Annotated in this window: 12 protein-coding genes; 2 read left to right on the top strand and 10 right to left on the bottom strand. The window is 33.3% G+C overall.

Features of this window, described 5'->3' with window-relative positions:
* Position 1: 1 nt before the first annotated feature.
* Entirely contained in the window at positions 2-568 is a 567-nt protein-coding gene (locus ACNQF6_RS06645) for a hypothetical protein (RefSeq protein ID WP_417964371.1), read from the top strand.
* Positions 569-571: 3 nt separating this feature from the next.
* Here ACNQF6_RS06645 and ACNQF6_RS06640 read toward each other — a convergent pair whose 3' ends face one another.
* From ACNQF6_RS06640 to ACNQF6_RS06595, 10 genes are all read right to left on the bottom strand, one after another.
* Positions 572-1231 carry a M15 family metallopeptidase gene (locus ACNQF6_RS06640; RefSeq protein ID WP_417964369.1) on the bottom strand — a complete coding sequence of 220 codons (660 nt, stop codon included), beginning with the start codon at positions 1229-1231 and terminating at the stop codon, positions 572-574.
* Between the two features lie 656 nt (positions 1232-1887).
* Positions 1888-2634 (bottom strand): rhamnogalacturonan acetylesterase, encoded by a 747-nt coding sequence (locus ACNQF6_RS06635; RefSeq protein ID WP_417964367.1) that lies wholly within the window; start codon positions 2632-2634, stop codon positions 1888-1890.
* A gap of 26 nt (positions 2635-2660) precedes the next feature.
* Positions 2661-4010, bottom strand: coding sequence for a glycoside hydrolase family 28 protein (locus ACNQF6_RS06630; protein ID WP_417964365.1), 1350 nt, complete (start codon positions 4008-4010; stop codon positions 2661-2663).
* Positions 4011-4052: 42 nt separating this feature from the next.
* Positions 4053-6068, bottom strand: coding sequence for a pectate lyase (gene pelA, locus ACNQF6_RS06625; protein WP_417964363.1), 2016 nt, complete (start codon positions 6066-6068; stop codon positions 4053-4055).
* A 45-nt stretch (positions 6069-6113) separates the two neighbouring features.
* Entirely contained in the window at positions 6114-7310 is a 1197-nt protein-coding gene (locus ACNQF6_RS06620; RefSeq protein ID WP_417964361.1) for a glycoside hydrolase family 88/105 protein, read from the bottom strand.
* Between the two features lie 23 nt (positions 7311-7333).
* Positions 7334-8290 (bottom strand): DUF4861 family protein, encoded by a 957-nt coding sequence (locus ACNQF6_RS06615; protein ID WP_417964359.1) that lies wholly within the window; start codon positions 8288-8290, stop codon positions 7334-7336.
* 5 nt (positions 8291-8295) lie between these two features.
* Positions 8296-9234 (bottom strand): alpha/beta hydrolase fold domain-containing protein, encoded by a 939-nt coding sequence (locus ACNQF6_RS06610; protein WP_417964357.1) that lies wholly within the window; start codon positions 9232-9234, stop codon positions 8296-8298.
* Between the two features lie 114 nt (positions 9235-9348).
* Positions 9349-10974, bottom strand: a complete 1626-nt coding sequence (locus tag ACNQF6_RS06605; RefSeq protein WP_417964355.1) for a RagB/SusD family nutrient uptake outer membrane protein — start codon at positions 10972-10974, stop codon at positions 9349-9351.
* 12 nt (positions 10975-10986) lie between these two features.
* The gene (locus ACNQF6_RS06600; protein ID WP_417964353.1) at positions 10987-13998 is read right to left on the bottom strand and encodes a SusC/RagA family TonB-linked outer membrane protein; all 3012 of its coding nucleotides are present in this window, start codon (positions 13996-13998) and stop codon (positions 10987-10989) included.
* Positions 13999-14125: 127 nt separating this feature from the next.
* Positions 14126-15568 (bottom strand): glycoside hydrolase family 28 protein, encoded by a 1443-nt coding sequence (locus ACNQF6_RS06595; RefSeq protein WP_417964351.1) that lies wholly within the window; start codon positions 15566-15568, stop codon positions 14126-14128.
* Between the two features lie 313 nt (positions 15569-15881).
* On the opposite strand from ACNQF6_RS06595, the gene ACNQF6_RS06590 reads away from it, so the two are divergent.
* Positions 15882-16910, top strand: coding sequence for a LacI family DNA-binding transcriptional regulator (locus ACNQF6_RS06590; protein ID WP_417964349.1), 1029 nt, complete (start codon positions 15882-15884; stop codon positions 16908-16910).
* The last annotated feature ends 15 nt before the right edge of the window (positions 16911-16925 follow it).

The following is a 16925-nucleotide window of genomic DNA, read 5'->3' as shown; positions in this document are numbered from 1 at the left end:
AATGAAATACCTTATTACAATAACTTTACTATTCCTCAGCTTGAATATATTTGCTCAAAAACCATGTGAATATAACGCAAATGTTACCGATTCTTTAGGTACTTACAAATCGACAAAAGAATACATGATTAGCGAGAAAAATTTTGCCGGAAATTCCAGTTATATTTTTTATTCATTGGCATTAACAGATGGATTACCAACATTGAGCGTGCAATTAATTCAAAAAAGCAAAGACTTTTTGAAAGCGAATTGTTTTGATAAAAATTCTAAATTATTTCTACAGTTAAACAATGGAAAAATAATCACATTGATACATATCGATCAAGAAAATTGCGGTACTATGTTACGCGACGATAAAGGATTTGATAATAGGGTTAATTCAGGTATTTTTATGTTTATGAAAGATAGCTTTGAAGAATTAAAAAGCTCTCCGGTATCGATGATGCGAATTAAATATTTGACAGACACCGAAGATTATGTCTTTAAAAAAGAGTTTAAATCAGAATTAACGAATGAAATTTACAATCCGGAAAACTACTTCATCAATTACTTAAAATGTATTGAATAAAGTCTATTTACATTCCCATTTAGCATTAGAAACTTTATCATTTAAACCTGACTTCAAATTGTAGTGCCACCATTCTGAATCAAAAGAATTAAAACCGCTGCTAGTCATAATTGTTTTTAAGAGTATTCTATTTTGTCTTACTTCTTCTGAAAAATTTTGATAATTGTGGCTCGCCTCAACTCCAAAAAAATCGAAAGAAGTTCCCATGTCTAATTCTTTTCCATTTCTGTCTACCAAAGTAATATCTACGGCTCCTCCTCTATTGTGAATAGAACCTTTGACAGGGTTTGCAACGTATTTTGGGTTAGATACAATTTTCCACATTTTTTTCTGAATGTCCAAAGGGCGGTAACAATCAAAAATCTTGATTTTGTATCCTTTTTCTATGAATTTTTTATTCACATCAACAAGTGCATTAACGGTTTTTAAACGTAAAAAACATTCCGCACAATCATACATCTTAGCTTTCAGGAAATTATCCAAGGTAGCATACTTCATATCATAGACAAAATCTTGACTAAACTCTTTTAAATTTACAAATGTTGTATCATTGATACTTGTATAATTCCTTTCTTCACCTCCAGAATAAATAGTTTGCGATTTACAGGAAACTGTACATAAAAAAGAACAAAGAAGTACACATAGTTTGAAGTAGGAAGTCATAAATGAAATTTTTATAAAAATAGAATAAATAAAGGAATTTTAAAAACTATAAGAAAAAATGATACTATTTCTAGTATCATTTTAAGTGAAACTTATGGTACAAAATCTGAACCTTTTATTAAAAGATTTTAAACTTTTAGTTGATTGTTTTGAAATACAAAGCTTCTAATTATTCTTTTGTAGTAACTTTTTTTAATCTCTTTATTTTCTTTTATTTTATTCTGGATTGTGTTTTTCCGAGGTTTGGTTTTTATTCAGTTCAATAAATTTAATTTTTTTTTCAACTACTTAACAAACAGTTTTGTTAATTTTAGTGATTCTTATTTTAACTTTAGTCGCAGTTCCAACATCAAATTTGTTCATAATGACTGGCATGAAATATAAAAAGTCGTATTACTAATTCTTACTAAAATCAGCTGAGTAAAATATTAATTATAGTAAATTTACTATAATTAACATGATATTACCTTTAAACTGAATGTAGCTTAGAAATGATAAAAGTCGCATTTTAGCAGCTAATTATGGTTTCAAAAAGTATCGCAGCTTTGACTAAGTGTACTTGAAACCTATATTTGGTTTGTACAGATTTCTTTTTTTTATTAAATAAAAACTTTTCGGGTAGCAGTATTAAATAAAAAACAACGTTGATTTAAAGCTTATTTTAAAATTCCTTTTTTTAATTTTTCAACCAAAGGACTATCTAATAATCGTAATTGTTCTGTAACCAGTTTTGCAATTTCAGTAGCCCCTTTTAAAGATAGATGCGTATCATCTACTTTTCCCTGTGGATAATATGGGATTTCTCTCGCTCTATAATGCAAATGTAATTGTTTTGATTGCTCTGGTCCGTAAGATGTTTCCAATAATTCAGAAAAATACTCTAAATCTATAAATAACACTTTATATTCTTGAGCTACCATACGGGTTTCCATTGGATAATCACCATGAGTGGGTATCAAGACCCCTTGCTCATTAAAATTTCTTCGGACTATAGAGGAAAATAAAACCGGAATGGCACCTTTTGCTCTTGTGTCATTTACAAAACGGATTAAATTATAGCGATAAGCCGTATGCGGATTTGTATACCGAGTGGAATCCGCTATTTTTTCGTCATTATGGCCAAATTGTATAAAAACATAATCACCAGGATTTAATACTTTATAAATCGTATCCCAACGTTTTTCGTTTAGAAAACTACGGCTACTTCTTCCGTTTACAGCTTTATTAACGATTGAAATATCATCATTAAAAAAAGAGCCCAATACTTGTCCCCAGCCGTGTTCTGGATTTTCATTAGGTTTTACCTTATTTGCCATCGTAGAATCTCCAATTAAATAAAGTGTTGGTTTTTGCGCAAAACAGTTTGATGAAATTAGAATCAGAAAGAAGAAAATACATTTCATAATCATTTGATTTTAGTTTAATGAATTTATTTTGCAGCTGTTGGAATTGTCGCCTTTTGGCCAATTATAACTTCATTTATGGTAACCTTTTCGGAGTTACTAACGGACATTCCGTTTTTTGCGGATTGAATGCTTATGTTGTCTAATAAGATATTTGATACTTTTTTATTAGCATATCCTTCAATTACAATTCCTGTATTTGTAGCTTCAATACAGCTAATATTAGAAAAAGAAATATCAGAGATTTTAGAAGAATGTAATCCGCCGCCCTCTCCGTGATAATTAGCGGTGATGTAAATACAGTCTTCAACTTTTCCAAACGCCAAATTACTAAAATAAATATTTTTGATATAACCCCCTCGATCCGAATTAGTTTTTATAAAAATTCCTCTTTTTAAATCCCCTCTAAATTTACTATTTTCTACATATACATTTCGGACTCCGGCAGACATTTCGCTTCCAATGACAATAGCGTGCAAACCCTTAAATTCACAATTTCTAATGACAATGTTTTCTGAAGGCGTGTTTAAATTATTTCGTCCTTCATCATCTCTTCCAGCTTTTATGGCTACATTGTCATCGGCATTATCAAACAAAATATTTTCAATTAATATGTCGCTGGAATACTCCGGGTCTATTCCATCATTATTGTTGTTATGTGCATTGTATTTTACTCCTCGTATGGTTATGCTTTTACTTTTTAGCAAATGTATGCACCAAAAAGGGGAATCTTCTATCTGGATATTTTCAATAAGAATATTTTTTGAGTTGACAAATTGAATAAGTTGCGGTCTTAAATAATGACCTTCGCCAAAAATTCGCTCCTTAATTGGCGTGTTTTTGTGGTTCATTTCTCTACTTAATAGCTGGTCTTTCTTTTCAAGTGGTTTCCATTTTATCCATGTATTTTTGGCTTCACCATCAACAATTCCATTTCCAGTTATGGCAATATTTTCGACCTTGTTGCCATAAATCATTGGACTATAATTATAAAGCATGGTTCCTTCCCAACTAGTTAGAACTAAGGGGTAATCTTTTGGATTGGAGCCAAATCTAATTTTTGCGCCATCTTCTAAATGTAATTTTACATTGCTCACAAAATGAATGGGACCGTTTAAAGTATAAACTCCTTTTGGGACAATTATTGTTCCTCCTTTATTCTTTTTGCAAAGCGCCATGGCTTTGTCAAAAGCGGGTTTACAATCACTAATCGAATCTCCTTTTGCCCCAATCTTTGTTACACTAATTCTATATGAAGGGATTTTTGGTAATTGAATGCGTTTTATAATTGCATCAACAGAATCTGACGGGAAACTATTATTCTGGGCAAATCCATTTAAGGAAATCAATATAAAAAAGAAGAGTTTGTATTTCATGATTTTTAATTCTTGTGTCGATTTATTATGAAAGTGATTCTTTTATTCTTTGGGAAAAGTCCAACCCAAAATATTTTCAATTGTATATTTTTTTACCTCTGATTTTTGTAATTGATGTGACCACGAAACTCTTTTTTCAGGTTGAAAACCTTCGCCACTACAATTATACTCTGCATAAAAAGCTGTTTTTTCTGCCTCTGGTTTTGACCAATTGTGCCAACCTTCGGATTTTATATGCTTGCCCATTTCGCAATTTATAAAAACGGTTTTGGCATAAATTCGCCAAGGTCTTCCCAGATAAACAGCAGTAACTCCTGCGGCAGCAGTCAATTTGCAGTTTTGGAAAACAAACCCATGAGCAACATCTTCTGGAGTAGATGCCGCTGTTATATAGGAATCCTTCAAACTATGCAGTATGCAGTTTTCAAATAATACCACCGCACTTCCAAATATAAAATCTGTTGTTCCTTCGATATAACAGTCTTTTACATACTGTTTATTCCCGTTTCCGGTTGTGTATAAAGTATCTTGATTGCCTAAGATATTACAATTTGAAACCAATACTTTGTTAGCATTTAGAGTCAAGGCTACCGCCTGCCCCACTTCGCCGGAGGAATTTTGTATAGTCAAATTTTGAGCTACAAAACCTTTACCTTCTACTAACATCGTGTAGGTATAAAAAGTACTGTTTTTACCTAAATTTATCTTGTTAAAATAATCATCATAGGTAATTATCGTCTGCTCTTTACTTTCTCCAATCAAGGAAATGTTAGTATTCCACTCGTGAATTTTTACTTTCTCGTAGTAAATTCCGTTTTTTATGAAAATAGTTTTCCTTTGATACGGAAATGAATTCGAATCGTTTATTGCTTCTTGAATCGAACTGTAATCACCGCTTCCATCCTTTGCAACGACACTGTACCACTCATTTTTTGAAGATTTAATACTTTTTGCACTCGATTTATCAAGCCAAACCATGTGAGTTTTTTTCCAAAGTGGATACTTTTTCAAAACCTCTTTTGGTTCATTGGTGTACCACGCATAACCATTTCTGCGCTCTGAACCAATTTCTGCTAAAGATACTTTTTTGACACCATCACGATCACAAAAAAAAGGAACATTGTTATCTAATTCCATAAATCGAGCCCATAGAGGAGCTGCATTTAAATCTTTCACCATCACTTTATTGAATACTTTAGTATCCCCAACCCTCTGACGCTCTTCTCTAATACCTGTTATTTTTGTTTTTTCGAACCAAACTACTGCGCTATTTACTGCAGTAATTATTTCTTTGGATGGATTTTCGACAGCCATCAAAAGTAACACTATTTTAGCCGATTCTTTTCCGCTTAATGAGGGTAATTCATAAGCTCGAGCTTTAGCAGGAAGCAAATTGAACTCATCATGCTGGGCACACCACCCCGTTAACTGTCCGTTTTGTTTGTACTGTGTTTTTAGGATACAATCAATTCCTTTATCAAAAGCTTTCTTTAATCTCAACAGCGTTTCTTGCGATGGTTTTATGGAATAATAATCCGTTCCGTCTATTAGATTTTTTAAAATTTCCAAAATATTCACCATCGAATCATCATTGTACGTAATGTGCGAATAATATCCTTTTTTTAAAGGATAAAATTGTGGCCATCCTCCATTTTCATATTGAGCAGCCAGCAAATAATCTAAACCATTTAAGAATGCTTTTTTATATTTTTCATTGGGAACTTGTGCATATATTTTAGATAAAAAAAGCATTTCCATACATGTCGCACCATTATCAGTAGTCGAATCCATCGAATCCGTTTTGAGCGCTTCCAATTTTTGTTTTTCTTCCTCTGATAGTGTTTTCTGCATTTGGATGTTTTTTGGCCATCCGCCAATATTGCGTTGGTAAAGCAACACATTTTCGGCAATCTCTTGCGCCTCCTTGGAACTGAACCAAATTTTGTCATCAGTAGCAATAATGTCTTTCCAGTTTTTACCCAATATTTGTGACTGAAGACCTGATCCAGAAGTGCAAACAAATACGAACGCAATTATTATTTTTTGAAAACAACTCATTTTTTAAACTTTTAAGGAAACAGTTTTATTTATTAAAATTCAAGCTTATTTATTCAACTCTAAAGCCGCTAAAATAAAAGGTCCGGTAGCTTTTGGGTCGTTGTCTTTTTTTCTTTCATTTACATAATATTCAAAAGATCCATCACGATATGGATTACCTCCTAAACCTGCTACGGCACAGGCTTGTGTGATGGTAAGTTCACCATTTTGACCAACCTTAATTAGGTGTTTTGTTATACCAGAAAATGCTTTTTTAGCAGCAGTTTTGAATTTTTTTGGCAAATACCCTTTATTTACCCCTTTTGCAAAAGCATACGTAAACATTACAGTTCCTGAGGCTTCCAAGTAGTTTCCGCCCACGGCACCTTTGTCTGTAACTTGGTACCAAAGTCCGGATTTATCCTGAAACTTCACTAAAGTATTGGCTAATTGATTCAAGTAACTCACCAATTCTTTTTGCTTGGGATGGTTTTTTGGAAAATAATCCAATACATCTACAAGAGCCATTGCATACCAACCCAAAGAACGCGACCAAAAATTAGGGGAAGTTCCAGTTATTTTGTTTGCCCAGAGCATTTGTTTGCTCTCATCCCAACCATGATAAAACAATCCTGTCTTTGAATCGCGAGCGTTTTTTTGAATCAATTCAAATTGTTTGGCGACATCATCCAAGTACTTTCCGTCTTCGAAGATTACAGTGTATTGCGCATAAAAAGGTTCCCCCATATACAAGCCATCCAGCCACATCTGGTTTGGATAGATTTTCTTGTGCCAAAAACCGCCACTAACTGTTCTGGGTTGCTCTTCTATTTGTTTACGTAGTGTTTGAAGTGCTTTTAAGTATTTGGACTCTTTAGTAGTTGCATACAAATCAAATAATAAGCGACCGGCAACAACCATGTCTATGTTGTAAGTATCTAATTTATAGGTATCAATGACCCCATCTTCCTGAACTAGTTTATCTACGTATGTTTTACTATACGCACTGTATTTTTGGTTTGGATGTTTTTTGTTCAATTCATTAAAAGAGGTCAACACTAAACCATGCACATAATCCCATTTTGGGGTAGTGGCATCATCTATCATATAGGATTCTTTGTGTTGCATCATGATTGACAAAGCCATTCGCTCCGACCATTTTAATTTTTCTAAAATGGTTTGGTTATTTTGTGCGTTGATTTGCAATGAAACAAAAGCGATTAAAAGGACTGCTATTAGTGGTTTTAAAATATTGTTTTTCATGGTAGGATTATAATAGTAAAGGATTACATTTTTCTTTTTTTGTTCAAAAGGGCTAATTTTTCATCTAAGTATTTCACGAATTCTTCCTTGGATTTAATCCCGTTTACTTCTTGTTCCCATGCACCTAAAAAATAAAAAGAAGTAGGTTTTTTTGTTGGTTTAAAAATCAAAAGATGGTCAAATTCAGCATCTTCTTCTGATTCGATGGTTTTAATTTCATAGAAAATAGCCATCCCCAATTTATCTGGCACCAAAGTCTGTGTACCATAAGTAGCTAAGTACGCCCATTTTTTGTTTTGACTTACATTTTTAAGTACAACGGTGTTTTTTTGTTTTACAATTCCGGTACAAATCCCAGCAATTGCCTCTGAGGCTTGAATAGTATGTTTAGTATAACGCTGATCAGGATTAATAGTCAATTCTGAAATAAAATCAATTTTATCCGAAGCTGATTTCCATCCGTAATAATTAATTTTTATGCCGGAGGATTTTGCTTTGTTTTCTATTTTTGCAATGGTCGAATCCACTTCATAAAAGTGTACTCTTTGTTTATTTAAATATCTATCGATGGAACCAATTCCTATTCCTTTTCCCGCTTTTAAAATATCCGAACCCCAATCGCTCATTTCGTGGTAAGAATCAAAACCATCTTTACCAACTTGCGGAAGAATGATTGCTTCGGTTTTTTTTCCAAAAATATCAATAGCATTTCTCCAGTCTAGATACAATCGATATCCAATTTTGTTGCTTTCCCAGCCTGGACCTTCGTAACGAATATCAAACGAATGATCCGTATGTTCCGGAGCTAGTTTGAGTTTTTCAACATTTTTGAAAGTCCCACCAATGTATTTTCTACCTTCCCATTTGCCACCTTCTTTTACGGAGATTTCAGCATATGTTTTTATATCACTCTTTTTTTGGGCTTGACCATTTAATACTCCTAACAAGGTAAAGCAAGCTATTATTTTTACTGTTTTCATTTTTTTTATTTTAAAATTCTATCTAAAAAATCAGTTGTATCTGTTACAATTTTTTCAAACCAAGGATGGAAGAACCAAAAGGAATGTGGTGCATTTGGTAGTTCTTTAGTTTCATTATAAATTCCGTTTTGCTTCAAAATGGTAATCATATCCTCTCGTCCCGCATGAAAACGCGCCATATCACTGTTTATAAATAATACGGGCGGAGTATTTTTGTCCGCATGTGTCAAGGCCGATGAATGCTTCCAAATCTCCGGTTTTTCTTCAAAAGTTCCGCCTAACCATTCACCGGCAACTTTCCCTTCTTGAGATTCCGGATGTTTAAAAGCCAAAATACCATCCATATCTATAATGGCTTGCACATTAGCTTTTTGGTTAAAATTACTTTTTAGATCTTCAAATTCTAAATTACCGTTTGTCGTCCCTATCAAAGCCGCCATTTGTCCGCCTGATGAACAGCCTAATATTGCTACTCTGCTTGGGTCTGTATTGAATTTTTTGGCATTCGTTTTTATGTATTTAATGGCTTCTTTTACATCAAAAATTCCTGCCGGATATATTGCTTCCGGAGATAATCTGTATTCAACAGCAAAACAAGAATATCCTCTTGAAGCGATTTCTTGTGCTAAAAATTTCATCTGTGATTTATTCCCTGATTTCCATCCGCCACCATGAATCAATACTACAGCTGGTCTTAATGAATTCCCTTTTTTAAAATAGGCATCTAAATGCAGCTCCCTTGTCTTCGTTTTTTTATAAATCAATTCCAGTATCTGACTCACACTTTCATATTCTTGTTCCTTAACGATTTCAATAAAGGGGAACTTGATTTTGTCTTTATTAAAAGTGCTTTGCACGGTATAAGAAGTATCGCGATGAAATTGAATCTGTGAATGAAGCAAATTTGTAAATAAAATCAAAATGAGACAGTAAGGTTTTATCATTTTATTTAAAATTACGGATAAATGTATTCATTATAAAAAAAGGAGCTTGATAAAACCAATCAAGCCCCTTTTTTAACAAACTCAAAAAATTCAATCAAAAACTAATTTTATTATTTAGTACGCAGGATTCTGTGGGTAGCTTTTATTTTGGTTCAAATCTAATGCTTCCTGTGGAATAGGTCTCAAGATTTTCTTCTGTCCATTTGCTCCATCAAAGTTAGAAGCTTTGATTTTTGGATTATACAAAGAAGCTCTTTCTATTAATTTTCCGGTACGTTTCAAATCGAACCAACGGTTATATTCTCCAAGCATTTCTCTAGCTCTTTCATCTAAAATGTAATCGATATTGAATTGTGCGCTTGTAGCTGCTACAGCACCGGCTCTTCTTCTTACTTCATTAAGTCTTGCTAATCCAGTTGCCGCATCGATACGCAAATAAGCCTCTGCAGCAATCAAATATGTATCTCCTAATCTTGCAACTACAAAATCACGTGTGCTTGTTCTAGGACTTGATGCGCTAGTGGCAAAAGGTGCTTTTGGATCATCAAATTTACGAACAGGTATGGTTTGATAATCATTACTAAAAGTAACAGATGTACCGTAAGTACCATATAAATGTATTGTTGCTTTAGGATTTGCCAGTTTATATGCCGCTAATTCAGCATCTGTCATCCATTTTGGGACGTAAAAATGTGCTACTGTTAGACCTGTTTTATCTGCTTTTGTATAAAAATCATAATAAGTCGCATACGCTTGTGTCATGAACGTTCCTTCCCATCTTTTGTCACCTTTTTCATAAAGTCCTATAGCAAAATCCGTTGGTAATAAAGTATAAGATCGATAAGGTGCTTTCGTAGCCACTTCTGAACCTCCTAAATAAGAACTGAAATAACTAGCTTGACCATTACCCGTTGTTTGCGGATTTGAACCATTAGAACCAGCGCTGAACTGGACTGAAAATATAGTTTCTTTATTAATATCTATAGCAGTAGTAGACGGAAACCATAAATCATTATAACTAAGTGTTAATGTTTCTCCTGCAATGACCGCATCTGCATATTTAGCTGCAGTTGTAAAATCACTGGCTGCCCCAAAAGTTTCATATCCTCTTGTCAAATGTACTTTTGCTAATAAATCTTGTGCAGCTCTTTTAGTTACACGACCTGTAAAGGCACCTGCTGGTAATAAAGAAAGTGATTCTTCTAATTCTTTAATAATAAAAGTATAGACCTCTTCAGCGGTATTTCTTTCAAAAGAAAGCACTGGAGAAGCATGATACTCCGTATCTAAACTTACACCGCCATAGGTTTGCACCAACAAGAAATAAGCATTTGCTCTTAAATATTTTACTTCGCCGATACGAGTTGTTAATGTAGTTGTTTTTTCGGTTAAAGTACTATAATACAATGCGGTATTAGCTCTCTGAATCGCTTTATAACACTCTCTATATAAGTAATCAACATTTGGAGATGCTGGAGTTAGTTGTGTGTATTGACTCAATTCTATCGGTTCTCTATTTCTACCTTCAGAATATAAGTCAGTACCCGCTACAAATAACCATGGCTCACCACCATAAATATCCTTTAATTGCGCATAATTTGCATTTATTAAAGCTTCAAATCCGGATGCCTTAAGATATTCATTGGTTTCTGCATTAGATCTATTATCTTCTTCTATGAAATCGCTACAAGAACTCAGTGTTAATAAAGCTATTGACAGGCTTACTATTATTTTTTTCATTTTGATTTTGTTTTATAATTTAATACTCATTCCCATTTGATAAGTAATCGATGCTACACGACCTACACCAAATCCTGCTGCAGCCCATTCTGGATCATAACCGTCATAACGAGTAAATACAAACGGGTTCAGAACATTGACATAAAAACGCAAATACTTCATTTTAAATTTCTCTATGATATTTTTATTAAAAGTGTATCCTAGAGTAATATTTTTAATTTTCACAAATGAGTTGTCTCTATAGTAACCCACACCATTAGAATTCCAATAAGTACCCTCATTTTGAGCCATTGGATATTCGTTTGAAACTTGAGCTGGTAAACCAGCATCATTTGCAGGAATATACCAATTGATATCTGCTTTTTGACGACCTCTATCACTTGTATTGGTAAAATTAGCATGAAACGGACTGTATACATAACCACCTTGACTAGTAATTGCTGAAGCTGCTAAATCAAAATTACCCACTGTTAATTTAGTAGAAATACTTCCGGTCCAATCTGGATTTCCTTGTCCTAAAATTTGTCTATCCGCAGAGGTAATTTTCCCATCTCCGTTTAAATCTTCCACTCGGGCTTGTCCCTCCGTTTGTCCGAAAGATGCAGCTTGCGCTTTTTGATCGGCTTGCCAGATTCCAGTGAATTTATAATTGTAAATAGCATCTATTGATTCACCAATAAACAAATTATTCCCAACATCATCAGACACATCATCATAAATAGATTCAATTTTATTTTTGTTCGTAGAAAAGATAAATGTTGTTTCCCATTTTACAAAATCAGTATTTATATTTTTTGTAGTTACAAGTACTTCAACCCCTTTGTTGCTTACTGATCCAATATTATTAGTATAGGTAGCGAATCCATTTTCTACCACTAATTTTTGTTTCAACAATAAATCAGTAGAAAGTCTGTCATAAACATCTAAACTTCCTGTAATTCTATTATTAACGAATCCAAAATCTAATCCTACATTAAATTCTCTTGTTTTTTCCCAACCTAACTCTTTATTAGCAGGAGAACCTTGCAACCATCCATTTGCAGTAGTATTATTAAAATCATAATACGTTTGTTGATCTAATTTGTTTATAGTTGAATATTCGGCAACTTTATTGTTACCTGTAAATCCATAACTAATTCTGGTTTTTAAGTCTGAAACTGTTTTTTGGTTTTTCATAAAACCTTCATCGCTAACTCTCCAAGCGAAAGCTGCTGATGGAAATGATCCCCATTTATTATTTTCAGCAAATTTTGAAGACCCATCCCATCTGTCCGATAACGTCAATAAATATCGTCCTTTAAAGTTATAATTTAAACGCAAAGCATACGATAGCAATGTGCTTTTCACAAAACTAGACCCTATTAAAAAAGTGGATTGTTTTCCAGAACCTAAATTATTGTAGGAAAGATCGAATGGCTGATCCGTGGAACTGGCAGATAATCCTTCTGTTTTATCATAATACATACTTTGTAGTCCTAATAAAGTAAAGGAATGATCTTTATTCAAATCATAATTAATAGTAAACTGATTATCAAAAGTAGAATTAAAATTCTCTTCTTCGTAAATAGAAGCCGAAGGTAAATTTCTATTAGCTACTCCTGTATTAGTTAAAGCTCCCCAAGATTTTCCGTTTTTAAATTGATCATATCCAACTGCGTATGATGACCTTAAGGTAAGCCAAGTAATTGGTTTATATTCCACGAATAAATTCCCTACACCATTCCATCTGTTGATTGAATTAGTACTATTAGCAATTTCTAATAATGGATTATACGTACTTGTTTTATTAATCAAAAAAGCGCCTGTTGCATCCGTTAATTTCCCTGGTAGTGGAAATAAATTTCCATTTAAATCGTACGGCGTATAAAACGGACTTAATCTAAAAGCCTCTTGCATTGCTAAAGCACTTCCTAATTCTTGTTCAGTTTTAGCTAACGTTAAATTAGTTCCAACAGTAAATTTATCATTTACTTTATGAGTCAAGCCTACTTTAAAACTATATTTATCTAATGATTCGTTGTCTACATTTCCAGTTTCACCTTGAACACCTACAGCTAAATTATAAGATAATCCATTATCACTACGGCCTGCAATTGACAAATAATTATTTTTTTGAATACCGGATTTTAATACAGCATCATACCAATCAAATGTATCATTATTTGCTACTCTGGTTCCTAATAAAGTGTTTTGAGTTCCAAGTACAGTAGCGTCTAAAATAGAAGCTGTTACGGTTCCTGTAATAGGATCTTTTTTCGCCGTTGGTAAATACGCTGATTGATGATACAACCACCATTTTTGACCATCCATCATTCTAGGTAATCGAGCCACTTCTTTTCCTCCAATATAAGAATCAAAAGAAACCGACATGCTTGATTTTACAGTATTTCCTCCTTTTGTTGTCACAATCACGACACCGTTTGTACCACGTGATCCATAAATTGCTGTAGATGAAGCATCTTTCAAAATATCGATTCGGGCTATATCTTGCGGATTCAAAAAGTCAATTCCATCAGTAGGCACTCCATCAACCACAAACAATGGTGAAGCTTCACCGCTCATTGTACTTTTTCCTCTAATTGAAATAGTAAAAGGATCCCCGATACGACCCGTTGATGCATTAATTTGAACTCCGGCAACATTCCCCTGAATTCCTTCTAATGCGTTAGTAGTACTTCTTTCTGTAATTGTTTTAGCATCTAATGTACTTACAGAACCTGTCAAATCAGTTTTTTTAACCGATCCATAGCCTACAACTACAACTTCTTGTAAAGTTTGTGATTGCTCAAGAAGCGCTACTTTTATGTTTTTTTTACCTGCAACATTAATTTCTTGCGTCTCAAAGCCTATAAAACTAATCTGTAAAATAGCTTTGGCATTTGATAGTTTCAAAGTAAAATTTCCATCAATATCTGTTACCGCATTGTTTTGAGTTCCTTTTTCAATAACATTTACTCCAGGTAAAGTTAAACCTGCGGCATCAGTGATTATACCGCTAATTGTTGAAGTCTGCTGAGCCTTCATTTCATGCCCCATAAAAAGGCTCAGTAAAAAGAAAAAGGCAAAGCAGCATCTTGAGCCTTTTTTAAAAAAATGTCTGAAATTCATAATTTAATTATTTGGTTAGTTAGTATATAGATAATAGTTTAATTCAATTTTTAGGGCTTTCCGCAAGTACTCCGTTGATATATGTATCGATTAATGTAAGACCTTTAAGATTTTCGATAGAATACGCTTCTTTTACTTTAATAATTTTTACATTTTTTAAAGTAACATTTTTGATAGGTGATTCTTTATAGCCTTTAGCCAAGATACCATACATTCCACCATCTTTTACCGTTACATTTTCTAGAAAAATATTTTGTATTTGAGGTATAAATATACCTGGTTTAGCGCCATAGACTTCATAAAACATATTCAATTTCAAAACAGCCTCTTTGACCTGACCAACTTCTAAATTTCTTACAAACACATTCTCGATGAGTCCACCTCGATTTGAATTTGTTTTAATTCTAATAGCCCTATCAAGGTTTGGACTGTCCATAATACAATTCTCCACAAAAACATTTCTTACTCCACCCGAAATTTCACTTCCTATTACAACTCCACCATGACCGTCAATCATTTTGCAGTTTTGCACTACAATATTTTCACTTTTCATAGCCACACGTCTACCATCAGCATCCCTGCCTGATTTTATGGCTATACAGTCATCTCCAGTATTGAAAGTGCAGTTTTTTATGATGACATTTCTGGAATATTCCGGATCACATCCGTCATTGTTAGGACCGTGGCTTTCAACCGTTATTCCGTCGATTATTACATTTGACGATTTGATAGGATGAACAACCCAAAATGGAGCATTTACAATTTTCACATCTTTTAAGAGTACATTTTTACAATCAAAAAATTCTACAAAATTTGGTCGTAAAAAATGTCCCTCACCAAAAACACGTTCCGAAACAGGAACTGCTTCTTCAGCCATGGCAATAAGACGCAATCGATTGAGAGGATCGTTCTGGTTAGGCTTCCCCTCTTTCCATCCGTATTCCTTTTTAGAACACCACCACCACCAATTTTCATTATTGGCCTGACCGTTTAACATTCCTTTTCCGGTTACCGCCACATTAGTTTTCTTGTAAGCATAAATTAAAGGAGAGTAATTCATCAATTCCGTTCCTTCCCACGAAGTATGAACTATAGGATAATCAGAAGAATTTGTGCTAAACAAAATTTCAGCGCCTTCTTCTAGATGAAGGTTTACATTATCTTCTAAATGTATCGGACCTGTGAAATATTTTCCGGATGGAACTAAAACTTTTCCTCCACCATTTTTAGTACAATTTTGTATTGCTTTTTTAAATGCCTGAGTGTTGTCGAAAACACCTCCAGACTGAGCACCAAAATCAGTAATTACATATATTTTATCCCTAAAAGAAGGTGCCTTCACACTATCAATTATATACTGCATTGTTTTCCAAGGACCAGCACCTACAATAGTTTTCGTTTGCTTTACTCCACAAGCAACAAAAATCATTGAAAAAATTACGAGTGACAGTTGTAAGCTTGTTATAAAAAAATGTTTTTTTGTCATTTATTTTTATTAAAATTTCTTGAAAATAAATTCATTCTTTTTGTTAAAAAAAACAAATCATGCAATCGATTACACAAACGTAAATATTAATTTCCAATTAACCAAAATAAAATCAATAAAAATGTTGGTACCATAAAAAATATCCTATATTTATACACTTATTATAAAAAAACAACATTAAAAATACATTATTACTAGAAGTTTTTTAGGCATAACCTATAAAAAAACAAGATTTGTACAATCGATAACATTAAATAAATATTTAAGAAAAAAAGCATTAATTTTACAAATTCATAACAACAATTGATTCATAATGAGTGAAAAAACAACCATTTACGATATTGCCAAAGAACTCAATATATCTGCAGCTACAGTATCTAGAGCTTTGAATAAGAACCCAAAAATAAGTGAAAGTACTATTAAACTTGTAATGGATACTGCAGCTAAAATGAATTACAAACAAAACAGGTTAGCCTTAGCGCTTCGAAGCGGAAAAAGCGGAAATATTGGAGTTATTGTTCCTCGCATCAATACCAATTTTTTTGGATCTGTTATACGAGGGATTGAGGAAGAATTACATCCCAATAAATATAATGTAATTATATGCCAAACACATGAAGATGAAAACAGAGAAATTGAGAATATCAATACTCTTCTTGACGCACAAGTAGATGGTATCATGATCTCTATCACCAATGAATCAAAGAAAAATGAAAAAATAATTCATCGTGTTCTCGAAAAAAATGTTCCATTAATCTTTTTCGACAGAAAAAAGAACATTGACGGCGTGAGCTCCGTAACTATCAATGACTACAAAGGAGGGTATATTGCCACAAAACATCTCATTGATGAAGGGTGCAAAAGAATTGCACATTTGTCCGGAGACCAATCTTTGGAAATTTACGAAAACCGTTTTAAAGGATACAAACAGGCACTGCTGGATCACGGAATAGAATTTGATGAAACTTATGTTTTCCAGTCAAAGAGTAATATTGAAGACGGTATATCTGTAACCCACAAATTACTGCAATTAAAAACCCCACCCGACGCTATTTTTTCTGCTAGTGATTTTGCGGCATTGGGTGCCATACAAGAACTTAAAGCACAGGGAATTAAAATTCCGGAAGATTTTTGTGTAGTCGGTTTTGGTAACGAACCCTTTACAAAATTCATGGAACTTTCCATTTCTACAATTGATCAATCCCCTCTTGAAATGGGAAAAATGACCGCTAAAGTATTTTTGGAACAAATGAACAATACGGAAGATTTTAAAATGGAAAAAAAGATTGTTCTAAATCCTATTCTGCACATTCGGAAATCATCCTTGAGAAACAATATCTAAAACAAAAAAAGGGTA

It is taken from the genome of Flavobacterium pasteuri, from assembly GCF_048286615.1.
Classification (GTDB): Bacteria; Bacteroidota; Bacteroidia; order Flavobacteriales; family Flavobacteriaceae; genus Flavobacterium.
The sequence above is the reverse complement of the archived record's forward strand: the minus strand, read 5'-3'. Positions and strand labels throughout refer to the sequence as shown.